Genomic DNA, 24,512 nt, shown 5'->3' on the forward strand with positions numbered 1-24,512 from the left:
TTAACCGGCCGTGTGGGTTGAGGTCATGGGGCTGTCGGTTTCGTACTGAAGTCCTATGCAGAACATTTCCATACGTTTTTTCATTTTGTCTGCCCTGCGGGCCAGTATGGCTGCCATGAGCAGACCGGGAATAGCTGCCACCAGTCCGCTCTGCGTGGTTACAAGGGCTTCTGATATGCCGGAGGCAAGGGCCCGTGCGTTGCCGGTGCCGAACTGGGATATGACGTTAAATGTTGATATCATGCCGGAGACAGTGCCGAGCAGACCCAGCAGGGGGGTGATGGCTGCCAGAATAAAAAGCGTGGCGATAAGCCTGTTTGTTTTTGCATGCTGCCTGACACAGAGACTATGCAGCAGTTTGCGGTTCAGGTCGGGGGCGTCGCTTTTTGACTGAATGTACGCATCAGCTATTTCCCGTTGCCAGCAGGCGCATCTGCATTTTTCCTGCGGCGTGGTGCGCAGGCAGTCCGCCGGCGCGGCCTCGCAGCGGTTTTCGGTAATGAACCAGTATGATTTGAGTAATATTATAAGCCAGATGGCAAACGAGAATGCCATGATAGGAACCATAGTCGGCCCTCCGGCATTAAAATACACCAGCACCTGTTCAAGATAATCATGCAGCTGCACCGTATGATTCTCCCTGTCGTATCTGGCGCTGCTGCATCAGTGCTACAGTAAAGCTTGTTCCTTTTTCTTCCATGTCGCCCATCAGAGCATCTACCCGACGTTCCAGAATGTGATGCAGAATCATGATGGGCACGGCCACGGCCAGTCCCAGCTGAGTGGTGATCAATGCTTCTGAAATACCGCCCGACATCATGCGCGGGTCGCCGGTACCGTACAGTGTGATTGTCTGAAAGGTGTTGATCATGCCGGTGACGGTACCCAGAAGCCCCAGAAGCGGCGCCACCGCTGCCAGCACGCTGAGTGTGGGCAGAAAGCGTTCCAGAACAGGCAACTCTTTGAGCATTGCTTCCTGATAAGCGTTTTCAATAATCTCGCGGGTTGCCCCCATATATCCCAGAGTATGTCCTATGATACGGCATGTGGGAAAATTGGAAGCCCTTGCGCAGAACTCCTGACACTCATGCCATTTTCTGGCACGAATCATGGACAGTATGGTCTGCATGTTTCTGTCAGAATTTCCGCGCAACCTGCCCAGTGTGTAAAAACGTTCAATAACAAGGCCCAGCGCGATGATGCCCACCAGAATGATGGGCCATACCAGCAGGCCGCCTGTCTGGAGCCACTCGTATATTCCTTTCTGGTCCTGCTCCAGCCTGGCCAGCGCTGCTCCATTGGAAATATCTACCGGAAAGGTATCGCTTTCGCCTTCAAAGTACGCCCGCATTCCGCGTCCCAGCGTCCAGCCGGGATTTCCCGGAACAGCGCCCAGTAACGAACCTTCATGCAGGGGACGCAGAAATCCGGCAGTGCCGTCCTGTTTTTTAAAGGCCGCTGTGAATGTGCCTATACGCAGCAGTCGGGCGGTTTCTGTGCGTCCGTCAGCATTGACAAAAGACCCTTCGCGAAGCTGTACACGTCCTGAGGCGGACATCTCTTCCATATAAAGCCGCAGCAGATTTTTTATGCCTTCAAGTCCGGGAAAGGTTTCCGGAGTCAGGATGGCGCTCAGCACCGGTTCACGATGCGGAAATTCAGGTGTTGTGAGGCTTTCGTGAAAATAGTCTCTGGCCTGCTTGGCTGAAGTGCGGATGGTGCCGTCAATGGTTTTCAGTTCATGGGCCTGCTGCGCCAGCTCCTCTTTCAGTCGGGCTTCCTGCTGCAGCAAAGCTTCGTATCTGGCTTTAAGCTCTTCGTGCTGCTTGTGCTTGGCGGCAATCACTTTTTCAAGCTGCGCTTTTTCGTTCACCACAGCTTTTTTTTCCGATGTTATCAGGTCGCGGGTTTTGGCTGCCTCTGAGCGGGTTTCCGCAGCCAGTTTGCGGGTTTCAGCCACCGCACCGGACCACTGGGCGTGTGCCGGCACGCTGGCGGTTATCAGCAGTGTAACCAGTGTGAGTATTTTGTATTTCATTGTACCTTTCCGATGGGTAGTTGCAGAAGCTCAACTGCACGTTTGCGCGCCGCCATTTCTTCAGCTTTGTGCAGGGTGCGGGCGGTATCCTGATCGAGAGATTGCCATGTCTGCGTCGCAGCATTCCACATGCCTGCCCGGGCACCGTCACCCGTGGTGTAGTAGAGTGCTGTTCTGCCCAGACGGAAAAGCGAAACCTGCCTCGGCTCTCCTTCAATGGTCAGTTCCTGCGCAGATACTTCAATTGTGCGTCCGTATTCTGCTTCAACGTGCAGAGCTTCAAAAACTCTTCGTAGCTTTTCGCTGAGCTCCAGCCTGTAGTCGCCCAGACTGTCGCGCAAAAAGGCCACTCTTGCCGCCCGCTCTTCTGCCAGAAAGGGCAGGTCGCTTTGTATGAATAGGGCAAGGTCATCGACAATGGTTTCCAGAAAAGGCTCCAGCTCCATCTGAATGCGTCGGGCTTCCTGTTTTCTTCGCTGGAGTTCGGCAATTACTTCATGCTGCTTATTGATATAGGCTGCGTATTTCTCATTCTGAAAATCGAGCCATGTGTCTGTGGCTTTCAGATCACGGATTTCAGCGCCGAGTGCTTCTTTTTGATCTGCCCAGCGGGAATAATCTGCCTGTGCCGCTGATTCCGCCTGTATTGCTTTGGCTGTTTCGGCAATGACATCAGCAGCAGGGGAAGCTGCCAAGACCGATAACGGCATAAGAAGCAGGAGTGCGGCAGATGTAAGATAACAATTTGGTTTCATTAACTTCACCGGGTACAGATCCTTTTTGATTTTGATTCTGAAACTCATTATCTATAAAAAGTGAGCTACGAATACCGCAGAAAAAATGATTGTGCAAGATGCAAAATAAAAAAATGGATAGTTGGCAGGTTATGATGAAAGTGATGTTTTTATGAGGAGATGCTGTTTTGCGCGCAAAGAATCGGCAAAAATGTAGCCTGGTCATCGGGCAGCAGTTCACCGTCAGCGTCGATTGAGGGGGCTTTGCAGTGCGGCAGGCTTTTTGAGTTTGTGTCGCAGGGTAGGCATGAATTCTGCGCTCCGGCAGGAGTCATTGCTGCATCTGATTGCAACTGCGTGGCAGAAGCGCATGGTGTCCACAAATTCGCAACGATGTTAATCGGATCAGGGTTCGTCTTCAGTTTCAGGTCTTGCGCCCGTACGAGTGAGGGGACAGCGTGGAGTCGGTGCAACTATAGCTGATGGCGGTGCGGGTTGGCGGTGTCCGGTGCAGACAAAGAAAAAAGGTTACGACATAGTCGTAACCTTTACGTTCGTGGTGGGCCCAGCAGGATTTGAACCTGCGACCTGCCGGTTATGAGCCGGAGGCTCTGCCAACTGAGCTATAGGCCCTTTTGCGTCCAACGAGCTGAGCTAGATATCACCAGCCACGAGGGGTGTCAATATGTTATGGTGCCTGTTTGCTTTCAGCCTTTGCAATTTTCTTTGATGTGAGCAATGGCCGAGCGTGCAGCAGTGGCTCCTTCGCCAACTGCTACTGCAATTTGCAAAAAACCGCCTGTGCAGTCGCCTGCAGCGTATATTCCGGGAATGTTGGTTTTTTGTTCTTTGTCTGCCACCAGAAAGACGCCGCTGCGTTCCAGCCCCAGAGTATAAGCAAAATCAAGTGAAGAAGCTTCGCCCATGGCAATGAAAATACCTTCGGCCTCAAGGCTTGTCCCGTCCGACAAGGTAACGGATGACAGTGCCGGAGAGCCGGAAAGGGTTTCGATTTTTTGTTCTGAAACGGTTATGCCGGCAGCACTAAGGCGTTGCTGGAATTCCGGAGTGATGGACGATTTTTTCCCTTGCGTGATTATGGTCACGTGGGGCGTATACGACAAGAGTTCAAGAGCCTGATTGGCGGCGTAGATGCCTTCCCCGACTACGATAACTTTTCGGTTTTTATAAAAAAAACCGTCACAACTTACGCAGTAGGATACTCCTTTGCCCTCGTAATCTTTCAGGTTGCTTATGCCCGGACGGACTCTGCCCACGCCGGTGGCCAGAATGACCGCGCATGCGTCAAATTCTTCGTGCTCAGTTTTTATATGAAAGCCTCCGCTTTCGTTATGATGTACAGAGAGCACCCTGTCTTCTTTAAAGCGGGCACCGAAGCGCTCGGCCTGCGCCCGCCCTTTTTCCAGCAGTTCTTTGCCGGAAATTGTTTCTTCAAATCCGAAATAGTTGTCTATCTCATAATCTCCGGCAACTTTGGGCTTTGAGCCGAATACGATAGTATCAATGCCGGATCTGCAGGTGTAGATGGCGGAAGACAGTCCGGCAGGGCCGGAACCGATGATGACTAGGGGGGTATGCATGATCACAGCCTCCGTGTGAGGGTTGGAAAAAACACATTATCTAATATGGGAATCATATCTGTGGCTGGCAAGGGTAAAATTTAAAAGCCGGGGGGGGCGGTGACGGAGGAGCCTGTCCAGAGATGCCGGCTGCCCCGTGCCGGCTGTGATTTGGCTGCGGCTTTTTTTGCAGAGTTTTTGCAAATGGGGATATCCGTCAGACCTTTTTGCATATCTGCCACGATGGATGACAGGAACCTAAGGCTGCTGCTTTTGTGTACCGATGGCGGAAGCCGGGCAGGTGCGCAGGGTAACCAAGGACAACGGCCGTTACTGACCCGTCCTAAAATGAGTTGACGTTTTTTAGATTGTTCAAGTTTGGGCTGTGAGGGCAACCTCACAGCCCATTTTATGTACATACTCCGGCGTCTTCATATTCAGGCTAAGATGAGGACGCTCCGTATTATAGATTCCGATCGACTCGTCCACAACTGCCTTCAACTCATCGTAACTTTTGCATGGCACAAATAGAAACTCTTGCTTCAGGATGCCATTCACCCGTTCAGCCAAAGCGTTCTGATAGCAATCGTATCCATCAGTCATGGAACAAAGCATCCCTGCCTTACTCAACTTGTCTTGGTAGATGGTCGATGCGTACTGAAGCCCCCTGTCAGAGTGGTGGATTGCCTCTTTGGTAGTCAAACGGTTCCTGGCAGCTTTTTCCAGTGCCTTGGACACCCCTTCAGCTCCAAGATCCCGATTGAGGCTATGTCCCATGATCTTTCTACTATAAGCATCCGTCACCAAGGTGAGGTAGTAGGTCTGCTCTCTTGTCGAAAGATATGTGATGTCACTAACAAAAACCTGCTCCGGACTTGATGGTCGGATATCTTTAAACAAGTTCGGGTGCTTCTTGAGCCAATGCTTTGAATTTGTTGTTTTTGTGTAGTTTCGTTTGCGCCTTATGAGCATGTGCTCCTTTCGTAACAACGCGAACAAAGCATCGCGACCAAGCTTGATTCCCTTTGCGCTGATAGCATCGCACAGCAGCGAATACAGCTTTCTGGTTCCAAGCCGAGGCATTCTGGCTCTGACGGCAAGCACCAGCTCTTTCACAACTTGAAGCTGGATAGCTCGGAATTCAAAACGCTTTTCGGCCTGATAAACAGATTGGCGGCTCACCCCGAGCTGCCTGCAACAAGCCGCCAAGCTTACTTTGGCTTTTTGTTGAAGATTTCGTGCAGCTCGGGGGTAAACTTTTTTCTTATGGCAGTCCCGTATTCGCGGTCTGAAATGTCAATCATTTCGTTGAGAAGCATGTTCTTCAGCCTCTCGTCCCTCAGCTCCCGTTCCAATCTTCTGATTTGCTGCGCGGGAGTCTCTTTAGCTTTTGGCGATTTACTCGAATGTACCACAGGCTTGCTCCAATCAAGAGTTCCGTGCTTTCTAAGCCAGATAAGCACAGTGCTGCGCCCTTGAATACCATACATCTTCTGAGCCTGCTTGTATGTCATTTCGCCTTGTTCCACTTGAGTCACGACGGATATTTTAAAGGCCATCGTGTAGTCTCGTTGGGTGCGCTTTACATGCTGATTCTTTTCACTTTCCATGAAATAGGCTCCTTACTTGTCAACCTATTTCAGGACGGGACATACAAATTGCGGAATAAGGCTTGTGTACCTTACGGGCCTTCCGGAGACACATAGTGCTTTGTGTCTATGCAGAGGCGCAGGCAGGTGGCATGAATTGCGGATCGGGTACGGTGCGGGCGGTTGGTGCCGGCTGTGACTGCGGGCTGCAGATAAAACACCCCGCGCTGTGAGCGCGGGGTGCCGGTAGTTCAGAAGGAACGAGACAGCATGTGAAAATGATCAGTCCATACCCAACTGGGCAAGCATGTCGTCTATATCGCTTTGTGAAACGTCTCTTGTGGGACCTTTGAGTTCCGACATTTTCTGCCGTGCTTCCTGTTCCAGTTCTTCAATCTCTTTATCGGGGGTTTCACTGTACGCCTTCATAATAAGCCCTGTGGACATATAAAGTTCGAATACAGTACTTTCTATGCGCTGCAGAGCCGTGATTATTTTTTTGATGCGCTGTCCCGTAATGTCCTGAAAGCTCAGTGCTGTCAGTATGGTAGTAAGATTGTCTGCCAGTTCGCTGTTAATGGCACGTAACTGCGTTATGGAGTCCCCGGGGGCTTCTTTCTCCAGAGCATCAAGCAGGGCGCTTGCTTCCGCCTGCCTTTCAAGCTGCTGCTCGACAACATCCATTATATCGTCTGTTGCCTGCTCGGTTGTTGTCAGAATTTCGTCCAACTGTTCGGAAGCTTCAGAGAAAAGTTTGTCGGTCTGTGCTTCGCTTGGAGGAGCGACACTTTTATCTTTGGCTGCGTGGGAAATTTCCTGATAGATATTCTGCAGCCCGCTGCGCATGTCTGAGTTGAGTTTTTTATAGAACTCACCCTCAAGCAGAGCTCTTGTAAGATTTGTTGTCAGCTCGTTCTGAATTGTCTGTGCTATTGCGTCTTTGATGCTGTCAGCTACCTGTGCGGTAACATTCTGCATTACCTGTTCAAGGATGGCTTCCTGAGTGCGCATGGCAAACTCCTGTGTTTGTCGGCTGGCAGGTGCGCGGTCATTCCCATCTGTGCTGGCGGATAATGCGCCGTTCCTGATCAAAAACAAATCCTATTACCTGTTCCAGCTCGGAATCATTGATAACTGTGAATTCCAGCGCGTATTCATTCTGTGCATTGTCTGAAAGCGCGTCGGCGTGCGTTGAACAGCGGGTTATGCGTCCGGCGGCGGATGCCACCGAAAGCGGATACTGTCTGAGAAACAGCACCACCTCAAGAAGCGAACCTTCGTGCAGTTCTTCCTGCGTGAAAAAACGGATTCCCGCACCGCTTATCTGGCTGACGCGCAGACGGAAAGGAAAATCCTCCCGCAAGGTGTCGCGCTGCATCTGCCCCAGTATGGCATCCAGTTTGGCATCCATGGTTGCCAGAAACTGAACCATGGCATCTGGTAATTTTGCCTGCTGCAGCGCCTGTTCCGCATCTTTGGCGGAAGCCCCGGACCAGCCGGAATAAAGCGGCTGATCGTCGGTGCCGGACATAAGCCGGAACCTGCCGGAGATGCTTGCCGCAACGCGGGAATATGAACGTTTTTCCATGAGGGTTGTCTACCAGGGGCCGTTTTCCACTTCCACATGCATGGCGCGCACAGGACATACCTTGGTGCACAGTCCGCAGGCAGTACAGCGTTCGGTGTCAAAAGTTACAGTACGGGCAACCCAGTCCATATGCAGGGCGTCCACAGGGCAGATGGCGGTACACATGCCGCAGTGCATACAGGAATCTTCATCGCGTGAAATTCTCTGGTCCACGGGGGAGACAGCAATTTCGTGTTCTTTGAGGTAGGCGATGGCTTTGCCGCAGTTTTCCTGACTGCCGACCAGCTCCAGGGTGAGATATCCTTCCTTGCGGGGGGTTATCTGCGCTTTCAGGATGTTGAAAGTCAGGTCGAACAACCGTGTCAGGTTGCAAACCACAGGCTCTTTGGAAACCTGCGGCGGAAAGGTGAGGTGGATATTTTTTCTGTATGCTTTTTGAGTGTCATTCATGGTTGCTTCCTTGCCATGCGGGCGGCGTGTCTCTATTTGGTTTCTTTCAGCACCGTTGCGGCCCGTTTGGCTTCAGGCGTCCCCGGATGCTTTTTGATGATTTCTTCCAGCCTGATTTTTCCGGCTTTGGTTTTGCCCAGCCTGATCAGTGAAATTCCCTGTTTGAGCATGGCCGGCAAATATTTGCTGCTGTCAGCGTGTTTGGTCACAACGTCCTGATAGGCCAGAACGGCACGCGCGTAATCTTCCATCTGGTAAAAGCATTCACCCTGCCAGAATACGGCGTTGGCAACCATGGCATGCGCGGGAAAAGCCGTGGCAAATTCTTTCCACTGACGTTGCGCAGCCTGGTAGTTCCGCTCTTTGAACGAGGCGAGAGCCTGCTCATACAGCATATCGGCGGGGTCCGCCTTCGGGGCAGTCTGTGCCGTTGTGTTGCCCTGCGGGGGCTGTATCTGTGCCGGGGCACCGCCTGTGGCGTTGCCGGGAGTTTTGCCGCGTGTGGTTGCTACCGGCAGCGTGGTAACTGCCGCGGCAACGGGATCATTTTCAGGTATTGCCATGGTGGCGTTGGCGGCCGGCAGCGTGCGAGTGGCATTTTGCACTGTGGCGTTGTGCCGGGTGGCGTTGGCAGAAGGAGCCGCCGGAGCGGGGCGTTTGAGCACTTCAAGCTCAAGCCCGAATTCTGACTCTATCTGCCGCAAAGCCAGTTCCATTCTGTCTGCGTCTGCCCGCAGTTCTTTTATCTGGGCCATGGCTTCCGGCAGGCTGTCTTCAGTATTCAGCAACGCATCCATCTGGCCCTGAAGCAACGCGACATCGTTGCGCATGGTCTGCACCTGCGCCCACAGGTCAGCCTGACTGGGCTGGACGGAGTCGATCTGTCTTGATGCATTGTTCAGTTCTCTGGTCAGTGAATCCACATGGCGTTCCTGCTGTGCTATGCGTACTTCCAGCAGGTCGAGATCTCTTTGCTGCACGCAGCCGCCCAAGGCAATGACTGCAGCAGTGGCACACAGGGCTTTTGCTATATTTTTCATAGAAATATCCTGTTCAGTTGCTTCTGTTTACTATCTATGCGTCTGCCGGTTTATACTGCACAGGGGCTTATATGGGCAAGCAGTAAAGAGCTTTTACGTTTTGTTCAGGGCTTGTCCGTTTCCGGCACTGTGGATGAGGTGGAAAGTGCGGCAGGTCCCGCTTTAGGGGCAGGGGGTGATTCCACCTGCGAAAAGTCGCCCGAGTCAGAATAGGGATCCAGTTCACGGGAAAGGTTGAGGGCAAGCCTGCGGATGTTCAGTTCCAGCTGTTCCTGACGACCCCGCAGGGCTTCGGTTTCGTTTTGCAGTTCGGCCGTTTTGCGGCGTGACATGCGTTTGGCCCGTTTGATGGCCAGCTTGACGCGTCGCAACTGCTCCTGCTGTTGTTCCAGCTCGGCTTTAATTGCATGCCGCTCCTGCTCTGTTTCGGCCAGACGTCTGCTCAGGGCTTCATTCAGTCGGGCAGCCTGCTCGGCCGCATCGCGCAGTGAAGCGTTGGTGGCATCCATATATGCCTGCAGGTATTCCACATCACTGCGTTGCGCGGGGGTGCACCCCTGCATGGTCAGCAATACGAAACAGGCAGCATACGCGATCGCTTTACTGTTCATCAGGTACTGTCCGGGGTTTTCTGCTGCGGCGCCAGCCGAATAACAAGTACGACAACCCGCCGAGCACCGGAACGAAAACACCTATTCCCATCCAGAGAACCCGCTCTGCCGGAGAGGGAAATTCATTTGAATAGGCATGCCAGATGCACCACAGGTTGGGAATGATAGGTGCGGCAAGCAGCAGCATCATCAGCGGAAGATTATCAGTTTGCAGTACAAGGTCAACCAGTGGGAGCATGACTGAATTTCTCCGGTCGCAGGTTATTTGTGTTTGTACACTGCCAGGCAGACAAAAAATGCTCCGACGCAGATGCCCATATCCGCCACGTTGAATGCGGGCCAGTGATACCCGCCTATGTGGAAATCAAGAAAGTCGATAACGGCGCGGAAGCGGATTCTGTCAATGAGGTTGCCGATGGCTCCCCCCATGATAAGCCCGAACCCTGTAAACAGGTAGGAATTGCTTTTGGCGGAGCGTGTCATGGCAATGATGGCGAGGACGGCTGTGACGGCAGCGGCGAAAAAGAGCCAGAACTGCCATTCTATGTCGCTTCTGTTTAAAAAGCCGAAAGCAGCGCCGCGGTTACGCACGTTTACGAGGTCGAAAAAACCGGGAATAACTGTATAGCCGATAAGCGGAGGGATGGTGGAGGCTGCCCATTGCTTTGTCCACTGGTCAACGGCAATGACAAGTGCGGCGATGAGGTACACGACGAAAAAACGTGGACGCATGGCTTTCCTCTGTATGGAGATAGCGCGGACCCGCAGTGCGGGCCCGCGCAGATGATCAGTATCAGGCGCAGAGTACGCCGGTGCACCGGGGGCACAACGACGGGTGTTCGCTGCTGCTGCCCAGTTCTTCGCTCCATATCCAGCACCGTTCGCATTTTTGTCCGGGTGCCTTGGCAATGGATATGCGCAGGCCGTTCAGTTCTTCCGACGTGTAGGCCTGCTCAGGAGCCTGTGCCAGAGGTGCGACGGTAACTTTAGAAACGATGAAGCAGGCCCGCAGGTCCGCACCGGTCGCCTTCAGTTTTGCCGCAAGCGCATCATCCATGAACAGGGTCACGTGGGCATCCAGCGGATGGCCAATTTCGCCGGATTTGCGGACCGGTTCCATGGCTTTAGTCACTTCGGCGCGGACAGCCAGAAAAGCTTCCCAGTCTTCACGTTCCGCCGCGGGCATTTCCATGGGCGGAATGTCGTCTTCGCGCAGTGCAAACACTGTCACGGCTTCGGGACGCAGTGCTTCGGGAATGTAGCTGTACACTTCTTCGGCGGTGAAGCTGAGCACCGGTGCCATGTCGCGGATGAGCAGCATGAGAATGTGGTACACTGCGGTCTGTGCCGAGCGGCGTTCTTTCGAGTCGGCTTTGGATGAGTAAAGCCGGTCCTTGAGTATATCAAGGTAGAAAGCCGAAAGGTCGCTGACGCAGAGATTGTGCAGCGTATGGTACACCTTATGGAATTCGTAGTCGTTATAGGCTGCCTGCACCCGTTTGTGGGCACGCATGGCTATATCCAGCGCAAAGCGGTCAAGGCTCTCCAGCTGGCCCACAGGCAGCAGGTCTGCAGCGCTCAGGTCCGAAAGGTTGCCCAGCAGATAGCGGCAGGTATTGCGGATTCTGCGGTAGGCATCCACCAGTCTGCTCAGGATTTCTTCGGATATCCGTACATCTTCGCGGTAATCGGCGGATGATACCCACATACGCAGTATCTCTGCCCCGTACTTATCAATGATTTCCTGAGGGGCAATGCCGTTGCCGATGGATTTCGACATCTTGCGCCCTTCACCGTCCACAACGTAGCCGTGCGTTAGGACGGCTTTGTAAGGAGGAATACCGCGGGTGCCCACGGATGCCAGCAGCGAGCTGTGGAACCAGCCCCGGTGCTGGTCTGAGCCTTCCAGATACATGTCTGCAGGGAATGAGCATTCTTCGCGTTGTTCCACCACGGCTGCAAAGCTGGTGCCGGAGTCAAACCAGACATCAAGGATGTCTTTGACTTTTGCCCAGTGTGTACCGCCGCATTTGGGGCAGACAAGTCCTTCGGGTACAATCTGCGAAAGATCTGTTTCAAACCAGTAATCGCAGCCCGTGGGGTGATTGGCAAATTTTTCAACAATGCCGGCCGCCCACTCTGTGTCGTACCATGCCTCATCGCAAGATTCGCACAGCAGGGCTATGATGGGCACACCCCACAGCCGCTGACGCGAAATGCACCAGTCGGGCCTGTTTTCGACCATGCTGTAGATGCGCTCTTCGCCCCATGCCGGAATCCAGTCCACATCGTTGCGGATGGCTTTCAGCGCTTTTTCGCGCAGGCCGTTGGCTTCCATGGAAATGAACCACTGGGTGGTGGCGCGGAAGATGACAGGCTGCTTACAGCGCCAGCAGTGAGGATACGAATGCTTGATTTTTGCCTGAGCAAGCAGGTTGCCCAGTTCCGCAAGTTTTTCAATGACTTTGGGATTGGCCTCAAAGACATTGAGTCCGGCGAAAAATTCTACGGAATCAAGAAAACGCCCTTCGTCGTTCATGGGCGAGTATATTTCCAGACCGTAGCGCAAGCCGGTTTCGTAGTCTTCGCGGCCGTGACCGGGTGCCGTGTGCACACAGCCTGTACCGGAATCAAGCGTTACATAATCTGCAAGCACCACGGGAGATTCACGATTGTAAATGGGGTGGCGGGCAACCAGCCCTTCCAGCGCCGCACCGGTTACGGTGCGCACTGTCTGCGGGTTTTCCCAGCCAAAGGTTTCCGCACAGGAAGCGGCAAGCTCAGCAGCCAGCACATAGTGCTGTCCGTCGTTCTTTACCACGGCGTATTCAAATTCGGGGTGTACGGCCACGGCCATGTTGTCCGGAATTGTCCACGGGGTAGTGGTCCAGATGACAATGGATGTTGATGCCGGGTCGGTACCCAGAATTTCGGCCACACGAGCGTCAGGCATGGGGAAACGGACAAAGATCGAAGGCGAGGTGTGGTCGTGGTATTCAACCTCGGCTTCCGCGAGGGCCGTTTCGCAGGAGCAGCACCAGTAAATGGGTTTTTTGCTGCGCACCACCGAACCTTTTTCCATAAAGCGCACAAGTTCGCGCGCGGTGGCTGCCTCGTAAGCCGGAGTCATGGTCAGATAGGGGTTGTCCCACTGACCCATCACGCCGAGCCTTTTAAATTCTTTGCGCTGGATATCAAGATATTTGGTGGCGTATTTCCGGCATTCTCTGCGCACTGCATGGGCCGGAAGCGTTTTCTTTTTTTCGCCCAGCTGCTGCTCCACCTTATGTTCGATGGGCAGACCATGGCAGTCCCACCCGGGAACATACTGAGAAGGATGCCCCTGCATGTTGCGGGATTTTATAATGATATCTTTGATGATTTTATTGAGCGCATGTCCCAGATGGATGTTGCCGTTGGCGTAGGGCGGGCCGTCATGGAGCACGAACGGCTCCTTGGTGGCTCCGGTGGAGTACATGATCCGGTACGCATCGGTTTGTTCCCAGCGCTTGAGCATTTCAGGCTCTTTCTGGGTCAGATTTGCCTTCATGGGAAATTTGGTGACAGGCAGATGCAGGGTTTTTTTATAATCGCTCATATAAAATCTTCTCCTCAGGAAGCATCGGATACGGAACGTTGTAAACTCCGAAACATGGTGCAAGCGTGATGTAAAGTCAAGGGTGCAGGCATACACCGGTGCGGAGTTGTCAGGCTCTGCCGGCGGCGTTGCACAGCAGTTTTTGTACGGCAGGCAGAAGATGTTCGGCGATGGCATGTGCGCCTGCGGGGGCAGGGTGAATGCCGTCGGGCAGGCTCAGAGCAGGATTTGCCGCAACGCCCTCGGGAAAAAAGGGGTGAAGCATGACACGGTGACGCGCGGCGAGATTTGAATAGATGGCGTCAAACGCCTTTCGGTCTTCTTCATGTGCGGGAAAAAGTAACGGCATGGAGGTAAGAAGGACCGGAACATCCTGAGCTGTCAATATCTGCAGGATGGCATCAAGGTTGTCTTCAATTTCTTCGTATTCCAGTCCCATGAATGTATCGTTGACACCCAGCTCCACCATGGCGGCATGGGGAGCCGGGTGCCGCGAAAGCCATGCCCGCAGTCTTCTGAGGCCGCCTGCTGTTGTATCGCCGGAAAGCCCCAGATTCACAATGCGGACGCGGGTACCTGATTTTTCCAGCAGCTGCCGGAGAACATCGGGAACAGCACATCCCGCCGGAAGGCCGTAACCTTCAGTCAGGCTGTCTCCCAGAGCAAGGATGGTAAAAGGCGGAAGCACGGCTAAAAGCCTCCGGGAGTTCCTTCTTCGATGTTGGCCATCTGCCGGAGCAGACGCAGGCTCTCCTGTGCTTCTGCGGGGTCCAGCTTGCGCAGGGCAAATCCTGCATGGACGATGAGAAAATCTCCCACAGCTGCGGGTTCTTCAAGCAGCATTGTGGAAACATTAACAAAGGTGTCGCTTTTGCCCACACGGCACTTGGCCATGTCTCCGTCAAGCAGCTCGTTCACTTCCGCAGGAATTGCCAGACACATGCGGTCTTCCCCCTTCTGTTATGTTCTGGCGGACCACCTGCCGCCATGATCGGAAACCTCTTTGAGCACAATCTCGCACATTGCGGGCAGGCGTTCTGCCACAGTGGCTGAAAGCTCCGTTCCCATGGACTGGTAGTCATACGGCTCCATGCCTATGACAACTGCCTGCGGCCGGTTGCCCGCAATTTCGCAGTATATAAGCGTATCCACAAGGTCGGTCTGATGCATGGAATCATTGAAGCCGAGACTTTTGCGCAGGTCTTCGCCGGTCAGCCGGTAGACTGAGCCCGGAGCATCGCCGCCCAGTACGGCGTCAACCACAATCAGCTGTTCGCAGCTCATGATGGCGTCCATAAGCTTGATGCCCAGTGTGCCGCCATCCATAAGAGTAATGTTGTCTGAAAACTCATAACGGTCCATGAGGGATTCCACTGCGCGGACTCCCAGCCCTTCGTCGGTGTACAATATGTTGCCGACGCCCAGAACAAGTATGCGTTTTGTCTGCTCCATACACATCCACTATAGGGAAAAAAGGGAGTCCAGCGCAAGGCCGGGCTCCCTCTCATTTTGCTGTTTCGCTGCAAAATTACAGCACTTTGAACTTATGCACCTCGTTGGTCTGCGAATCGATGACGTGCACGCCGCAGGCGATGCAGGGGTCAAACGAATGCACGGTACGCAGGATTTCCACAGGACGTTTGGGGTCGGCAACGGGGGTGCCCACCAGCGCTTCTTCCACAGGGCTCAGCTTGCCGTTGGCACAGCGCGGGCCCAGCGACCACGTGGAAGGAACCACGAGCTGGAAGTTTTCAATTTTGCCTTCACGGATTTTGATCCAATGCGACAGAGCGCCGCGCGGTGCGGTGACAAATCCGACACCTTCCGCTTCGTCGGGCATTTCCCACGGTTCGTAGATCGTCGTGTCACCCGAGGCAATGTTGTCTTTCAACTCGTTGATCATCTGACCTGTTTTTTCGGCGATGATGGCGGTTTCAATGCCTCGTGCGGCGGTGCGTCCCAGCGTGGAGAAGAGAGCTTCCGGTCCCACGCCCAGTTTGCCCAGCACCATGTCAACAAGCGCTTTTGTTTCTTTGTGGCCGCGGGCATAGGCGGTAAGCACCTGTGCAAGCGGGCCCGTTTCCATGGGCTCTTCAAGATAGCGGGGGGCTTTCATCCACGAGTAGCGGTCGTTTTCGCCCCGCAGGCCGGTGTATTTGGGCTCGGTCACGCCTTCATAGGGGTGGTGCGCCTTGTCGCCTTCATACCAGCTGTAGCGCACATGCTCCATGATGCTCGAAGGGTCGAAATCCTTCACCGCCGAGAGGTCGCGGTTGAAGATGGCTCCCTGCGGGAAGAAACGGCTGTTCAGGTCGTATTCATCTGTGGGGAACTCACCGAAGGTGAGGAAGTTGCTGGTGCCGCCGATGGCCGACCAGTCCTTGTACGAACCGGCCACTGCCAGCAGGTCCGGAATGTATACTTCGTCGATGAATGCTTTTGTTTCTTTCCACAGAGCAGTGAACTCTGCAATGCGTTCGGGGGTCAGTGCGGCATAGCAGGTTACACCGCCTACGTCGGTGAACTGGGTATGCGGGTTTTTGGCACCGAACACAGCCATGGCCCTGGCGGCTTTCACCTGCAGACGCAGGGCCTCCAGATAGTGGGCAGTGGCAATGAGGTCCACTTCGGGCTCAAGATAGTAAGACGGATGCCCGCCGAGGAAGTAGGCATTGGTGAAGGGGCCGAGCTGGCCGCTTTCTACAAACTTGGTCAGGCGTTCCTGTACGGCTTTAAGGTCAGCGGCCGTGGTTTTGCGCGGCGAGATGGTGTTCGCCAGCTTGGCGGCTTTAGCGGGGTCGGCTTTAAGTGCGTTGGTTACATCCACCCAGTCCAGCGCATGCAGATGATAGAAGTGCACGATATGATCATGCATATACTGCGCGGCCAGCACCATGTTGCGGATCAGCGTTGCGTTTTTGGGAATGCGCACTCCCACGGCGTTGTCCACGCAGCGGGTGGAGGCAAGGGCATGGACATAGGTGCAAACACCGCATGAGCGCTGAGTGAAGTGCTGTGCGTCGCGAGGGTCGCGTCCTTTGAGGATTATTTCGAGTCCGCGGAACAGCTGTGAACTGCTCCAGGCATTTTTAATACGGCCGTTTTCAACCTCCACCTCAATGCGCAGGTGCCCTTCGATGCGTGTAATCGGGTCCACTACAATGGGACCGCTGTAGTCGCTCTTGGGCGTGACCGGAATTCCGGCGGGGGCTGTTTTTGCTCTGCAACCGCTCATATTGATTCCTCTTCTGAAGCTATAGTGCGTTCAATTCGTTTCGGTACCGGCCTGCGCTACATTTCGTAGAACGGGCTCATGGCATCCCAGAAATCAGGTTCGCTGCAGCCGATGCAGGGGTGGCCGGCATCAACAGGCCAGTTGGTCTGGTTGAACTTGATTTTGGGGCAGTTATTCATGGTCATGGGACCCTTGCAGCCCAGTTCGTACAGACACCACCCTTTGCGGGCTTCTTCTGAATCGAAGGACGGAGCGAATTCTCCGGCGTCGAAATGCTTCAGGCGCGGGCATTGCTCATGCACCGATTTGCCGAAGAACATGAGGGGGCGGTTTTGAGAATCAAGTTCGGGAATGGTGCCATGGTGGAGGTAGTGGACGATGGTGCCCACAAGGTTAAAGGGGTTGGGCGGGCAGCCGGAGATATTGACGGCATTGACACCCAACTCGGCCAGTGCATCGTTGATGCCTTTTGCGCCGGTGGGGTTGGGGGCGGCCGCCTGCACACCGCCGAACGTGGCACAGGTGCCGTAGGCTATGACGGCTTTTGCCCTGGGCAGGATGTCGGAGCATATGTCAAGCATGGTTCTGCCGCCGACCATACCGTATATGCCGTTGTCCTTGACCGGCAGGGCTCCTTCCACAATGGCGACGAATCCGTCGGGAGCGTGTACTGCCTGATGCAGCGCTTCTTCGGCGGCATGGCCTGCAGCTGCCATTATGGTTTCGTGATAGTCCAGCGAAATGGTGTCCAGCAGCAGTTCGTCGATGTAGGGGTTGAATGCGCGCAGCACAGACTCCGAGCAGCCTGTGCATTCGGCATTGTGCAGGTACACCACCGAAGGCCGTTTACCCGATGTCAGGGCGCGGGCCACTTCCGGCGCAAAAGCCGGCCCCATGCCCATGGCCACGGCCACGGTGGAACAGAATTTAAGGAAGTCACGACGTGATACGCCGCGGCTTGCCAACCGCTCTTCTGCGCCCTCTTTGCCGAGACCCACAGAAAACTTCATACGAAACCTCCTTACTGCAATGAAAGGATCAGATCTGCAGGAGCACTATTGCCCTGATTGCGTTGCAATCATTTGCAGATTCGCTCCGATGCCTCCTTGCGTCCCTGTGGCGCACTGTGTGCCGGAGGCCGGACCGCGGAAAAGCGCCTCTGTGTGATTCACGAAAGATGCTTTTCGCTAAAGCGATAACATGGTTCTGATTTTTGTTTCAAATTGAATCTGCGTATTCAGCATCGGCGTTGTATCGGAAAAGCGGATGATGGCGGAAAAAAGCGTGTTACCGATGGGTAGCTACACTGTGCGGGTAACCAGCCGGTAAAAGAAAAAGGCTGTTTTCTCTGGGAAAACAGCCTGTAAAGTCAGGTTGCGGGCGTATCAGCCCATCTCTTCAATTATGGCGCGTATGTCCTGCCTTGCGGCGTCAAGAAAATTTTCAAAACTGTTTCTGCATGGTTCCGAAAGTCCGATATTCCATGTGGTGATGTCTTTGGGTTCCATGCCGACAACCTGCAGGCGCGGGCGTTTGCCTCGCAGTTCCGCCATTTTCAGCGAATCTATGAGGTCAACGTCATGTATGGAAAGCCGCTGGCTGTCCTTCTGAATCAGGTCGTCTTCGGTGAGCCGGTAAATTGTTCCGGGGGGATGGCCGGCATGGATCACATCAAGCACCAGCAGCCTGTCGTATCCTTCGAACAGGTAGAAAATATCCTGCGTAAAAGTGCCGCCGTCCATGATGGTGACATTCTCGGGCCAGCTTTCTTTCAGAAGTGCTTCAGCCGCAAAAACACCGACACCGTCGTCAGTAAGCAGGTTGTTGCCGATTCCCAGTACCAGCAGTCGGGGCATGTGTGCTCCTTCGTCTTGTGTTTTGCCGGTTGTAGCTTTTCCGGCGGCCACATGGCAAGCCTGCGGACGCCGCAGCGGGGTAACAGAAAAGGGGCCCGAAGGCCCCTTACGAAGCAAGGTGCGTATCCGACTAGAATTCGACTACGGAAACCTTACCGGACTCTGCGTGCAGCACGTGCACGGCGCAGCCCAGTCACGGGTCAAACGCGCGTATGAGCCGCGCGATGTTCACCGGGTTTTCCAGATCCGGCACGGGGGTGCCTATGAGAGCTTCTTCCACGGGACCGCGGTTGCCCATGTCGTCACGGGGGTTGCAGTTCCACAGTGTGGCAGAGACTATCTGGTAGTTGCTGATCACCGAATCCTTGATGTCGATGTAGTGCAGCAGCGAACCGCGGGGAGCTTCGGTGAAGCCCGTTCCTTCGGCCTGTTCGGGAATTTCGGAAGGCACGTAGGTTTCAGCTCCCGGTACCACTTCCTTGAGCCAGCGCTCTATGTAGTTGGTGGTCAGCCAGGTTTCTTCTGCGCGGGCCACGTGGCGGCCCATCAGCGAAAAGGCGGCTTCGGCACCGATATCGCGGAAGCGCTTGGCGTCGATGCCGTAGTGTTCCTTGAGCATCTTCTGGCCCATGGGGCTCAGTTCGGGGTTGGCCACCCACATACGGGCCAGCGGGCCCACTTCACAGGGCTTGCCGTTGTAGCGGGGAGCCTTGACGAAGCTGTATGCGCCGGGCTTTTCGGGGTCAGGTATGGTCTGGCCTTCAGTGTAGTGCAGGCCGGTTGTGCTGTCGTCGAACCAGCTGTATTTGACGTATTCCTTGATGAGGCGGGCATCAAAGGGCTTGTCCTCGCCATCCATGTATACGCCGGGCTTCAGGGCGAATTCGGTGCCTTCGTCATTGAGCGGGAACACGCCGAAAGCGACGCAGTTCTTGTAGCCCTGACCGAAAGCGAAAAGGTCTTTGTAGACGCTGCCCACAAGGTACACAACGGGAACGTATTTTTCTTCCACGAATTTGCGTACTTTTTTGAAGCGGGCTGCGTATTCGACAAGAGCTTCCTTGGTGGGAATTTCTGTGGTGCCGCCTACAACCTGACCCTGTACGTGAGGCATTCTGCCGCCGAAAATGGCCACCATTTCGTGGCAGATGCGGCGGACTTCAAGTGCTTCAAGATACTGGTCGACAGCCACCTGATTCACAGCGGAAGGCAGGCGCAGGTCGGGATTTTTGAAGCGGGGGACAAAAGGTGCGGTTTCCGGCCCCTGCACAAAGTCCAGTGCGGCCAGATGATAGAAATGCAGAATATGCGACTGCATGTAGTTGGCACCCAGAATCAGGTTTCTGGTCAGGCGGCCGTTTGTGGTCACCTTTACACCGAAAGCCTTATCCAGAGCCATGACCGAAGCGGTCGAGTGTGCAGTGGGGCATACGCCGCAGATACGCTGTACAATCTGAGACGCATCGCGCGGATCGCGCCCGCGCAGAATGTTCTCAAAGCCTCGGAACATGCCGCCGGAAATGTGGGCGTCAACGACTTTGCCCCCTTCCACGACGACTTCGGCCTTCAGGTGGCCTTCGATTCTGGTAACCGGGTCGATGGCAATTTTAGTTTTGCCACTCACGCCACCGGCTGCCATTTTATTCGTGCAACCAGACATGTGGTCTCCTCCTGATGTTGGTCAAGCGCTTGTTAAGACTCGTAGAACGGGGACTTGCCGTCGGGGAAGTCGGGTTCCACACAGCCGATGCAGACAGCGTTGCTGATGCACCAGTTGACGCCGTTGTTCCATTTGCGCTTGTAGCAGTCTGCCATGGTGGAGGGGCCTTTACATCCCAGTTCGTACCGGCAGCCGTCTTTCTGAGTAAATGTTTCAGACATGACGTATTCTTCAAACTGCGGCAGGTACGGACAGTTGTCGTGGATGTTTGTACCGTAGAAGGGAGTGGGGCGTCCGTCACCGTCGAGCAGCTTGACAACTTCGCCCAGACCGCCCTGCAGGCCGTGCTTTTTGATGGCGTCAAGCGCGACTACGACCGTACCCACAATCCAGTCGGGGTGGGGTGGACAGCCGGGAATATTGACAACAGGAGTTTTTATGCCTTCCTGCTCAAAGAACTGCTGAACGGAAACTGCTTCGGTCAGGTTGCCTTCGGCCGCGGGAATGCCGCCGTAGGCTGCACAGGTGCCCACTGCAAGAACAGCAGCGGATTTTGCGGCGATGTCGCGCATGGCGTCGGCGATGGAGATTTCTTTGTGGTCTATATCGCCGATGATGCAGTATTTGCCGTCCGCAGCAAGCGGAATGGAACCTTCAACAACCACAAAGAACTTGCCTTCGTACTTCTCTGCGATCTTCATCATGTGTTCGATGGCGTGTTCACCTTCCCACGCCATGACCGTGGGGTGGAACTCAAGACTGATCACATCAAGAAGAACGTCCTTGATGCTGGGGTGGACGCTGTTGAGCAGCGAGACCGAGCACCCGGTACAGCCCTGACCCTGCAGCCAGAGCACGGGCGGACGGTCGCCTTTCAGCGTATCAGCCAGTGCGTCGCGAATTGCGGGATGGAACATCTGGGATACCCCAAAGCCCGCCACTGTGCCTGTGCACAGTTTTACAAAATTACGCCTGCTGAGACTCATCCCTGCCTCCTTCAAACTTTGGGCGTTTATGAAGCCGATGCTGTAACCAATAGCTTCGGTCAAATTCGATAGAAAAATACAATCCAGTCAAAACTTGTGTCAACGGAATGGCAAATAAGAAGAGCGAAATTTATCAAGAATTCTGATATGTCAGCCGATGTGTGATGTTTGAATGATCAAACATGACACTATGTGGCACGAAAATTTAAAAACATAGCACTAAGAATTCACGCTGTGACATCGGACAGGAATTGCAGGCAGGAAAAACTGATAAATATGTTGCGATTGAGTGCACAAACACTTTTTAATGCAAGGGGGATAGCCCGCGAGGCGCAAGGCGGGGCATTCTGGGCCGTGTGACGTCTGCTGCGGCAGGATGTCCATATTGCGTGCCCGGCGGGTTAGAGCAGCACTGGCGGCCGCAATTGCCCGAAAGGAGCCCAGAGTATCCGGAATCCTGTGCGGAATAGTGTGTTTTAATGCTTCAGGCTGTCCGTCGCAAAAGGGCGTTTATGGTTGTCGCTGATAAAAAAAAGGCGGTAATCGTTATGCAGGCAGTCGAACGCGACACATACTCTGCAGGGCTTTTACACACTAACCGGCTACCATGAGCGTTACCGGCAAAAAAGCACAGCAGGGCAGAGGCAGAACGTTTTGGCACAAACTTGAATGCAGCATGGGAAATGATACCGGAGCGCAGAAAGGAAGCTGGCGACTTGGTATATCCCGGAGCAGGTGAAGGATTAATTATGTGTCAGGGCTTTGTTAACCACACAGTACAGCGTTCTCTGAGTTGTTTTTTCCGAGTTGTATGCCGGAATGGTTGGCATATGACAGACGTGGCCTGCTGCATAGCGCCTCCGCCCTTTGTCCGGGAATCAGTGGTACGGTACCGCAAAGTGTTCAATCAGGCGGGCAGGCGAGAGAAGCCATTGTGCCAGTGGCGGCGGCAAGGGCGTACAGTCCGGTCAGGGGGGGAGTCCGGTCAGGTGTATGCAACGAAGCAAAGCCAGCCGTTTTGTCCGCCTGCGCCCCAGGGATGGGGTTGGGCACAGGCTGGTTATGAACTCATTGGTTACGTTCAAAGTCCATGCTCCGCCATGGAAGCTGCTTTTGCCTGACACCGCAAGACTAGCAGGTGAAGTGCCGGCATGTATGCAGACCGGTGCAGCGGAAGCCGTTGTGATTATGCACAGCACCTGCATTATGGCGGGACAGCTTTGTTGCGGGGAAGGTTTTATGTTGCCGGCCGGATGCGGGCAAACGGGATGAAGGCGAAAGTCCGGCGGGCGTTATGCAGCTCAGCCGGACCGTAACTGCCGGTTTACCGGTCGGAGGTCGGAGTCACCCCAAAAAAAAGCCCGCTCTGGATAAGAGCGGGCTAAGAGGCGGGTATTATTTATTCATCCCGATAAGAAAGTCCCGATTGCTTTTGGTACCCCGCATTTTGTCCAGCAAAAACTCCATACTGTCGACAGAGTTCATGGGGGCCAGAATTTTGCGCAGAATCCACACTCTGTTGAGCACTTCATCCGAAAGCAGAAGATCTTCTTTGCGCGTACCAGTTCTGTTGATATCAATGGCCGGGAATACGCGTTTTTCAGAAAGGTGGCGATCAAGATAAATATCAAGGTTGCCTGTACCTTTGAATTCTTCAAAGATCACTTCGTCCATACGGGAACCGGTGTCGATCAGAGCTGTGGCGATGATGGTGAGGCTTCCGCCTTCTTCAATATTGCGCGCAGCACCGAAAAACCGCTTGGGACGCTGCAGGGCGTTGGCGTCTAGTCCGCCGGAAAGAACCCTGCCGGAAGAGGGGGTTACAGCATTATATGCGCGCCCCAGACGGGTTATGGAATCAAGAAGAATCACGACGTCACGTTTGCGTTCGACCAGACGCTTTGCCTTTTCCAGTACCATTTCACACACCTGAACATGCCTCTGGGGCGGTTCGTCAAATGTGGAACTGATGACTTCGGCATTTTTGACGGTGCGCTCCATGTCGGTAACTTCTTCGGGGCGCTCGTCTATAAGCAGGACAATGAGGTAGACGTCAGGATTGTTGGCGTTGATCGAGTTGGCGAGGTTCTGGAGCAGGACGGTTTTACCTGTTCTGGGCGGAGCGACAATAAGGCCGCGCTGCCCGCACCCGATGGGTGCCATAAGGTCTATGACCCTGCCTGAGAAGTTTTTGTCCCCGTTTTCCATAATAAGCTGTCTGTCAGGGTAAACGGGGGTCAAGTTGTCGAAAAGGACAAGATTTTTTGCCTTTTCGGGGGGCTGGCATCCGATTTCGGTTACTTTAAGCAGAGCGAAGTATCGCTCTCCCTCTTTCGGAGGCCGTATCTGTCCGGAAACTATGTCACCTTTGCGTAGGGTAAATCTTCTGATCTGCGAAGGAGAAACATAAATGTCGTCCGGACCCGGCATGTAGCTGTACATGGGCGAGCGTAAAAAACCGAATCCGTCGGGCAGAATTTCCAGAACGCCTTCACCGTAGATGGCACCGTTTTGTGAAGCACAGTTCTGCAGCAGGGCGAAAATAAGTTCCTGCTTGCGCAGGTTACTCGGATTTTCGACGTTATACTGGTCTGCCAGCTCCATCAGTTCCGCCATGCTTTTTGTTTTCAGCTCAGACAAATACATATGACTGTCCGGGTTTGCAGGCGGTTGATGCTGTACGGTGTTCTTCTTGCGAGTGTATTTTCGTTTTGTGTTTTCTTGCTGTTCCATTGCAAGACGCAGGGGGGCTGAAGGTGAGAAAAGCACCAGATACAGTGCCGCACATTGTGCAGTGCTCAGGTAAAAGCCCGAACTACAGCGTTCCGTCAGGAGAGCCGTATGGTAAGCAAGGTGTATCTGGTTAGGACAGGATAAAGGAAACTCGTAATATGAGTCGGTGCACATGCCACCTGAACGGGTGGAGAGTGCGGCAGCCAAAATGATGGCCTATTCTGAAAAGCCTAGCCTAAAGCAGCGGGCTTGGCAAGAAGCTATTCGGGATTTTCCTCGGGATGGAGCACATCTTCGAAGAAAACCTCAATACGCGCTTTTACGTCTTCCTGAGTGGTGTCAAGTGCATGAGCCAGTTCCAGGGTAATCAGCCCCATAGACTGTTCAAGCAGACGCCGTTCACCGAAAGAAAGCTCTTTGTCTTTACCGATAAGCAGCAGTTCCTTGAGCACGTATGCTACATCCTCAAGACTGCCGCTTTTCAGCTTTTCAGAATATTCACGATATCTTCTGTTCCAGTTCTGGCCGGTATAGCCGGTAAAGTCCGAACGGTCCTGCAGGCTATCAAGTATCTTTTGCCCTTCTTCTGCCGAGCACAGCGCGCGCAGTCCGACGTTCACCGCATTTTTTACGGGAACCATCAGGGTCACATTGTTGCTTAAAATACGAACGATGTAGAATTCGGCTTCTGCGCCGCCGACAACCTGAGATTCAAGGCGTTCTACTTTACCCACGCCCTGAGCAGGATAGACGACGAGTTGATCGGGAACAAACACTTGGTACTCCTTGAAGGATTCTCTAGCCGCTGTAAGGA

General features: G+C 54.0%; 23 protein-coding genes and 1 tRNA gene. All 24 read right to left on the reverse strand.

The features are described 5' to 3' along the window. The 24 genes from ACZ5D1_RS07475 to ACZ5D1_RS07590 all read right to left on the reverse strand — a co-directional run bounded on the left by ACZ5D1_RS07475 (position 1) and on the right by ACZ5D1_RS07590 (position 24,474). Complete coding sequence (locus tag ACZ5D1_RS07475; protein WP_011368050.1) at positions 1-627, reverse strand: MotA/TolQ/ExbB proton channel family protein; 627 nt, start codon at positions 625-627, stop codon at positions 1-3. Further along, a complete protein-coding gene (locus tag ACZ5D1_RS07480) occupies positions 614-2,038 on the reverse strand; it encodes a MotA/TolQ/ExbB proton channel family protein (protein WP_464556423.1) in 1,425 nt (474 codons plus the stop codon). The genes ACZ5D1_RS07475 and ACZ5D1_RS07480 overlap by 14 nt, the downstream gene beginning before the upstream one ends. Next, positions 2,035-2,793, reverse strand: a complete 759-nt coding sequence (locus ACZ5D1_RS07485) for a DUF3450 domain-containing protein (protein WP_148204138.1) — start codon at positions 2,791-2,793, stop codon at positions 2,035-2,037. Before ACZ5D1_RS07485 ends, ACZ5D1_RS07480 begins: the two co-directional genes overlap by 4 nt. A gap of 536 nt (positions 2,794-3,329) precedes the next feature. After that, a tRNA-Ile gene (locus ACZ5D1_RS07490) sits at positions 3,330-3,405 on the reverse strand. Positions 3,406-3,479: 74 nt separating this feature from the next. Next, positions 3,480-4,373 carry an NAD(P)/FAD-dependent oxidoreductase gene (locus ACZ5D1_RS07495; protein WP_011368047.1) on the reverse strand — a complete coding sequence of 298 codons (894 nt, stop codon included), beginning with the start codon at positions 4,371-4,373 and terminating at the stop codon, positions 3,480-3,482. Between the two features lie 351 nt (positions 4,374-4,724). Then, a protein-coding gene (locus tag ACZ5D1_RS07500) for an IS3-like element ISDde2 family transposase (protein ID WP_455697283.1) occupies positions 4,725-5,962 on the reverse strand; the annotation gives its coding sequence in 2 pieces (ribosomal slippage) (positions 4,725-5,608 and positions 5,608-5,962; 1,239 coding nt in all). A 261-nt stretch (positions 5,963-6,223) separates the two neighbouring features. Then, positions 6,224-6,952, reverse strand: a complete 729-nt coding sequence (locus ACZ5D1_RS07505; protein ID WP_011368046.1) for a protein phosphatase CheZ — start codon at positions 6,950-6,952, stop codon at positions 6,224-6,226. Between the two features lie 37 nt (positions 6,953-6,989). After that, positions 6,990-7,529, reverse strand: a complete 540-nt coding sequence (locus tag ACZ5D1_RS07510; protein ID WP_027181142.1) for a PilZ domain-containing protein — start codon at positions 7,527-7,529, stop codon at positions 6,990-6,992. A gap of 9 nt (positions 7,530-7,538) precedes the next feature. Then, entirely contained in the window at positions 7,539-7,979 is a 441-nt protein-coding gene (locus ACZ5D1_RS07515) for an NIL domain-containing protein (protein ID WP_011368044.1), read from the reverse strand. Positions 7,980-8,011: 32 nt separating this feature from the next. Further along, complete coding sequence (gene ybgF / locus ACZ5D1_RS07520) at positions 8,012-9,019, reverse strand: tol-pal system protein YbgF (protein ID WP_011368043.1); 1,008 nt, start codon at positions 9,017-9,019, stop codon at positions 8,012-8,014. 104 nt (positions 9,020-9,123) lie between these two features. Next, the gene (locus ACZ5D1_RS07525) at positions 9,124-9,630 is read right to left on the reverse strand and encodes a hypothetical protein (RefSeq protein ID WP_011368042.1); all 507 of its coding nucleotides are present in this window, start codon (positions 9,628-9,630) and stop codon (positions 9,124-9,126) included. After that, complete coding sequence (locus ACZ5D1_RS07530) at positions 9,620-9,868, reverse strand: PLD nuclease N-terminal domain-containing protein (RefSeq protein WP_011368041.1); 249 nt, start codon at positions 9,866-9,868, stop codon at positions 9,620-9,622. Before ACZ5D1_RS07530 ends, ACZ5D1_RS07525 begins: the two co-directional genes overlap by 11 nt. 23 nt (positions 9,869-9,891) lie before the next feature. Continuing rightward, positions 9,892-10,362: a signal peptidase II gene (gene lspA / locus ACZ5D1_RS07535; protein ID WP_464556427.1), complete on the reverse strand. Its 471-nt coding sequence runs from the start codon at positions 10,360-10,362 to the stop codon at positions 9,892-9,894. Positions 10,363-10,423: 61 nt separating this feature from the next. Next, on the reverse strand, positions 10,424-13,228 hold the full coding sequence (gene ileS / locus ACZ5D1_RS07540) for an isoleucine--tRNA ligase (RefSeq protein WP_011368039.1): 2,805 nt from the start codon (positions 13,226-13,228) through the stop codon (positions 10,424-10,426). A gap of 109 nt (positions 13,229-13,337) precedes the next feature. Further along, the gene (locus ACZ5D1_RS07545; protein WP_273191750.1) at positions 13,338-13,916 is read right to left on the reverse strand and encodes an arylesterase; all 579 of its coding nucleotides are present in this window, start codon (positions 13,914-13,916) and stop codon (positions 13,338-13,340) included. A gap of 2 nt (positions 13,917-13,918) precedes the next feature. Then, the gene (locus tag ACZ5D1_RS07550) at positions 13,919-14,170 is read right to left on the reverse strand and encodes a HypC/HybG/HupF family hydrogenase formation chaperone (protein WP_011368037.1); all 252 of its coding nucleotides are present in this window, start codon (positions 14,168-14,170) and stop codon (positions 13,919-13,921) included. Positions 14,171-14,188: 18 nt separating this feature from the next. Beyond that, a complete protein-coding gene (locus tag ACZ5D1_RS07555; RefSeq protein ID WP_011368036.1) occupies positions 14,189-14,680 on the reverse strand; it encodes a HyaD/HybD family hydrogenase maturation endopeptidase in 492 nt (163 codons plus the stop codon). 76 nt (positions 14,681-14,756) lie between these two features. Then, a complete protein-coding gene (locus ACZ5D1_RS07560; RefSeq protein WP_011368035.1) occupies positions 14,757-16,463 on the reverse strand; it encodes a nickel-dependent hydrogenase large subunit in 1,707 nt (568 codons plus the stop codon). Positions 16,464-16,519: 56 nt separating this feature from the next. Continuing rightward, positions 16,520-17,473 (reverse strand): hydrogenase small subunit, encoded by a 954-nt coding sequence (locus ACZ5D1_RS07565; protein WP_011368034.1) that lies wholly within the window; start codon positions 17,471-17,473, stop codon positions 16,520-16,522. A gap of 375 nt (positions 17,474-17,848) precedes the next feature. Next, positions 17,849-18,319 carry a NiFeSe hydrogenase maturation protease gene (hysD, locus tag ACZ5D1_RS07570; protein WP_011368033.1) on the reverse strand — a complete coding sequence of 157 codons (471 nt, stop codon included), beginning with the start codon at positions 18,317-18,319 and terminating at the stop codon, positions 17,849-17,851. Between the two features lie 193 nt (positions 18,320-18,512). Then, positions 18,513-19,979, reverse strand: a complete 1,467-nt coding sequence (hysA, locus tag ACZ5D1_RS07575; RefSeq protein WP_011368032.1) for a NiFeSe hydrogenase large subunit HysA — start codon at positions 19,977-19,979, stop codon at positions 18,513-18,515. Positions 19,980-20,011: 32 nt separating this feature from the next. Then, a complete protein-coding gene (gene hysB, locus ACZ5D1_RS07580) occupies positions 20,012-20,980 on the reverse strand; it encodes a NiFeSe hydrogenase small subunit (protein WP_267878609.1) in 969 nt (322 codons plus the stop codon). A 1,380-nt stretch (positions 20,981-22,360) separates the two neighbouring features. Next, complete coding sequence (gene rho / locus ACZ5D1_RS07585; RefSeq protein WP_027181135.1) at positions 22,361-23,611, reverse strand: transcription termination factor Rho; 1,251 nt, start codon at positions 23,609-23,611, stop codon at positions 22,361-22,363. Between the two features lie 347 nt (positions 23,612-23,958). After that, complete coding sequence (locus tag ACZ5D1_RS07590) at positions 23,959-24,474, reverse strand: CarD family transcriptional regulator (protein ID WP_011368029.1); 516 nt, start codon at positions 24,472-24,474, stop codon at positions 23,959-23,961. Positions 24,475-24,512 lie beyond the last annotated feature (38 nt).

The sequence above is a fragment of the Oleidesulfovibrio vietnamensis genome (assembly GCF_055388115.1).

Bases quoted from the DNA above. Each gene is read 5' to 3' on its own strand.
- ACZ5D1_RS07480 (WP_464556423.1), bottom strand. From the start codon at position 2,038: ATGAAATACAAAATACTCACACTGGTTACACTGCTGATAACCGCCAGC.
- ACZ5D1_RS07485 (WP_148204138.1), bottom strand. From the start codon at position 2,793: ATGAAACCAAATTGTTATCTTACATCTGCCGCACTCCTGCTTCTTATG.
- ACZ5D1_RS07495 (WP_011368047.1), bottom strand. From the start codon at position 4,373: ATGCATACCCCCCTAGTCATCATCGGTTCCGGCCCTGCCGGACTGTCT.
- ACZ5D1_RS07505 (WP_011368046.1), bottom strand. From the start codon at position 6,952: ATGCGCACTCAGGAAGCCATCCTTGAACAGGTAATGCAGAATGTTACC.
- ACZ5D1_RS07510 (WP_027181142.1), bottom strand. From the start codon at position 7,529: ATGGAAAAACGTTCATATTCCCGCGTTGCGGCAAGCATCTCCGGCAGG.
- ACZ5D1_RS07515 (WP_011368044.1), bottom strand. From the start codon at position 7,979: ATGAATGACACTCAAAAAGCATACAGAAAAAATATCCACCTCACCTTT.
- ybgF (WP_011368043.1), bottom strand. From the start codon at position 9,019: ATGAAAAATATAGCAAAAGCCCTGTGTGCCACTGCTGCAGTCATTGCC.
- ACZ5D1_RS07525 (WP_011368042.1), bottom strand. From the start codon at position 9,630: ATGAACAGTAAAGCGATCGCGTATGCTGCCTGTTTCGTATTGCTGACC.
- ACZ5D1_RS07530 (WP_011368041.1), bottom strand. From the start codon at position 9,868: ATGCTCCCACTGGTTGACCTTGTACTGCAAACTGATAATCTTCCGCTG.
- lspA (WP_464556427.1), bottom strand. From the start codon at position 10,362: ATGCGTCCACGTTTTTTCGTCGTGTACCTCATCGCCGCACTTGTCATT.
- ileS (WP_011368039.1), bottom strand. From the start codon at position 13,228: ATGAGCGATTATAAAAAAACCCTGCATCTGCCTGTCACCAAATTTCCC.
- ACZ5D1_RS07550 (WP_011368037.1), bottom strand. From the start codon at position 14,170: ATGTGTCTGGCAATTCCTGCGGAAGTGAACGAGCTGCTTGACGGAGAC.
- ACZ5D1_RS07555 (WP_011368036.1), bottom strand. From the start codon at position 14,680: ATGGAGCAGACAAAACGCATACTTGTTCTGGGCGTCGGCAACATATTG.
- ACZ5D1_RS07560 (WP_011368035.1), bottom strand. From the start codon at position 16,463: ATGAGCGGTTGCAGAGCAAAAACAGCCCCCGCCGGAATTCCGGTCACG.
- ACZ5D1_RS07565 (WP_011368034.1), bottom strand. From the start codon at position 17,473: ATGAAGTTTTCTGTGGGTCTCGGCAAAGAGGGCGCAGAAGAGCGGTTG.
- hysD (WP_011368033.1), bottom strand. From the start codon at position 18,319: ATGCCCCGACTGCTGGTACTGGGAATCGGCAACAACCTGCTTACTGAC.
- hysA (WP_011368032.1), bottom strand. From the start codon at position 19,979: ATGTCTGGTTGCACGAATAAAATGGCAGCCGGTGGCGTGAGTGGCAAA.
- rho (WP_027181135.1), bottom strand. From the start codon at position 23,611: ATGTATTTGTCTGAGCTGAAAACAAAAAGCATGGCGGAACTGATGGAG.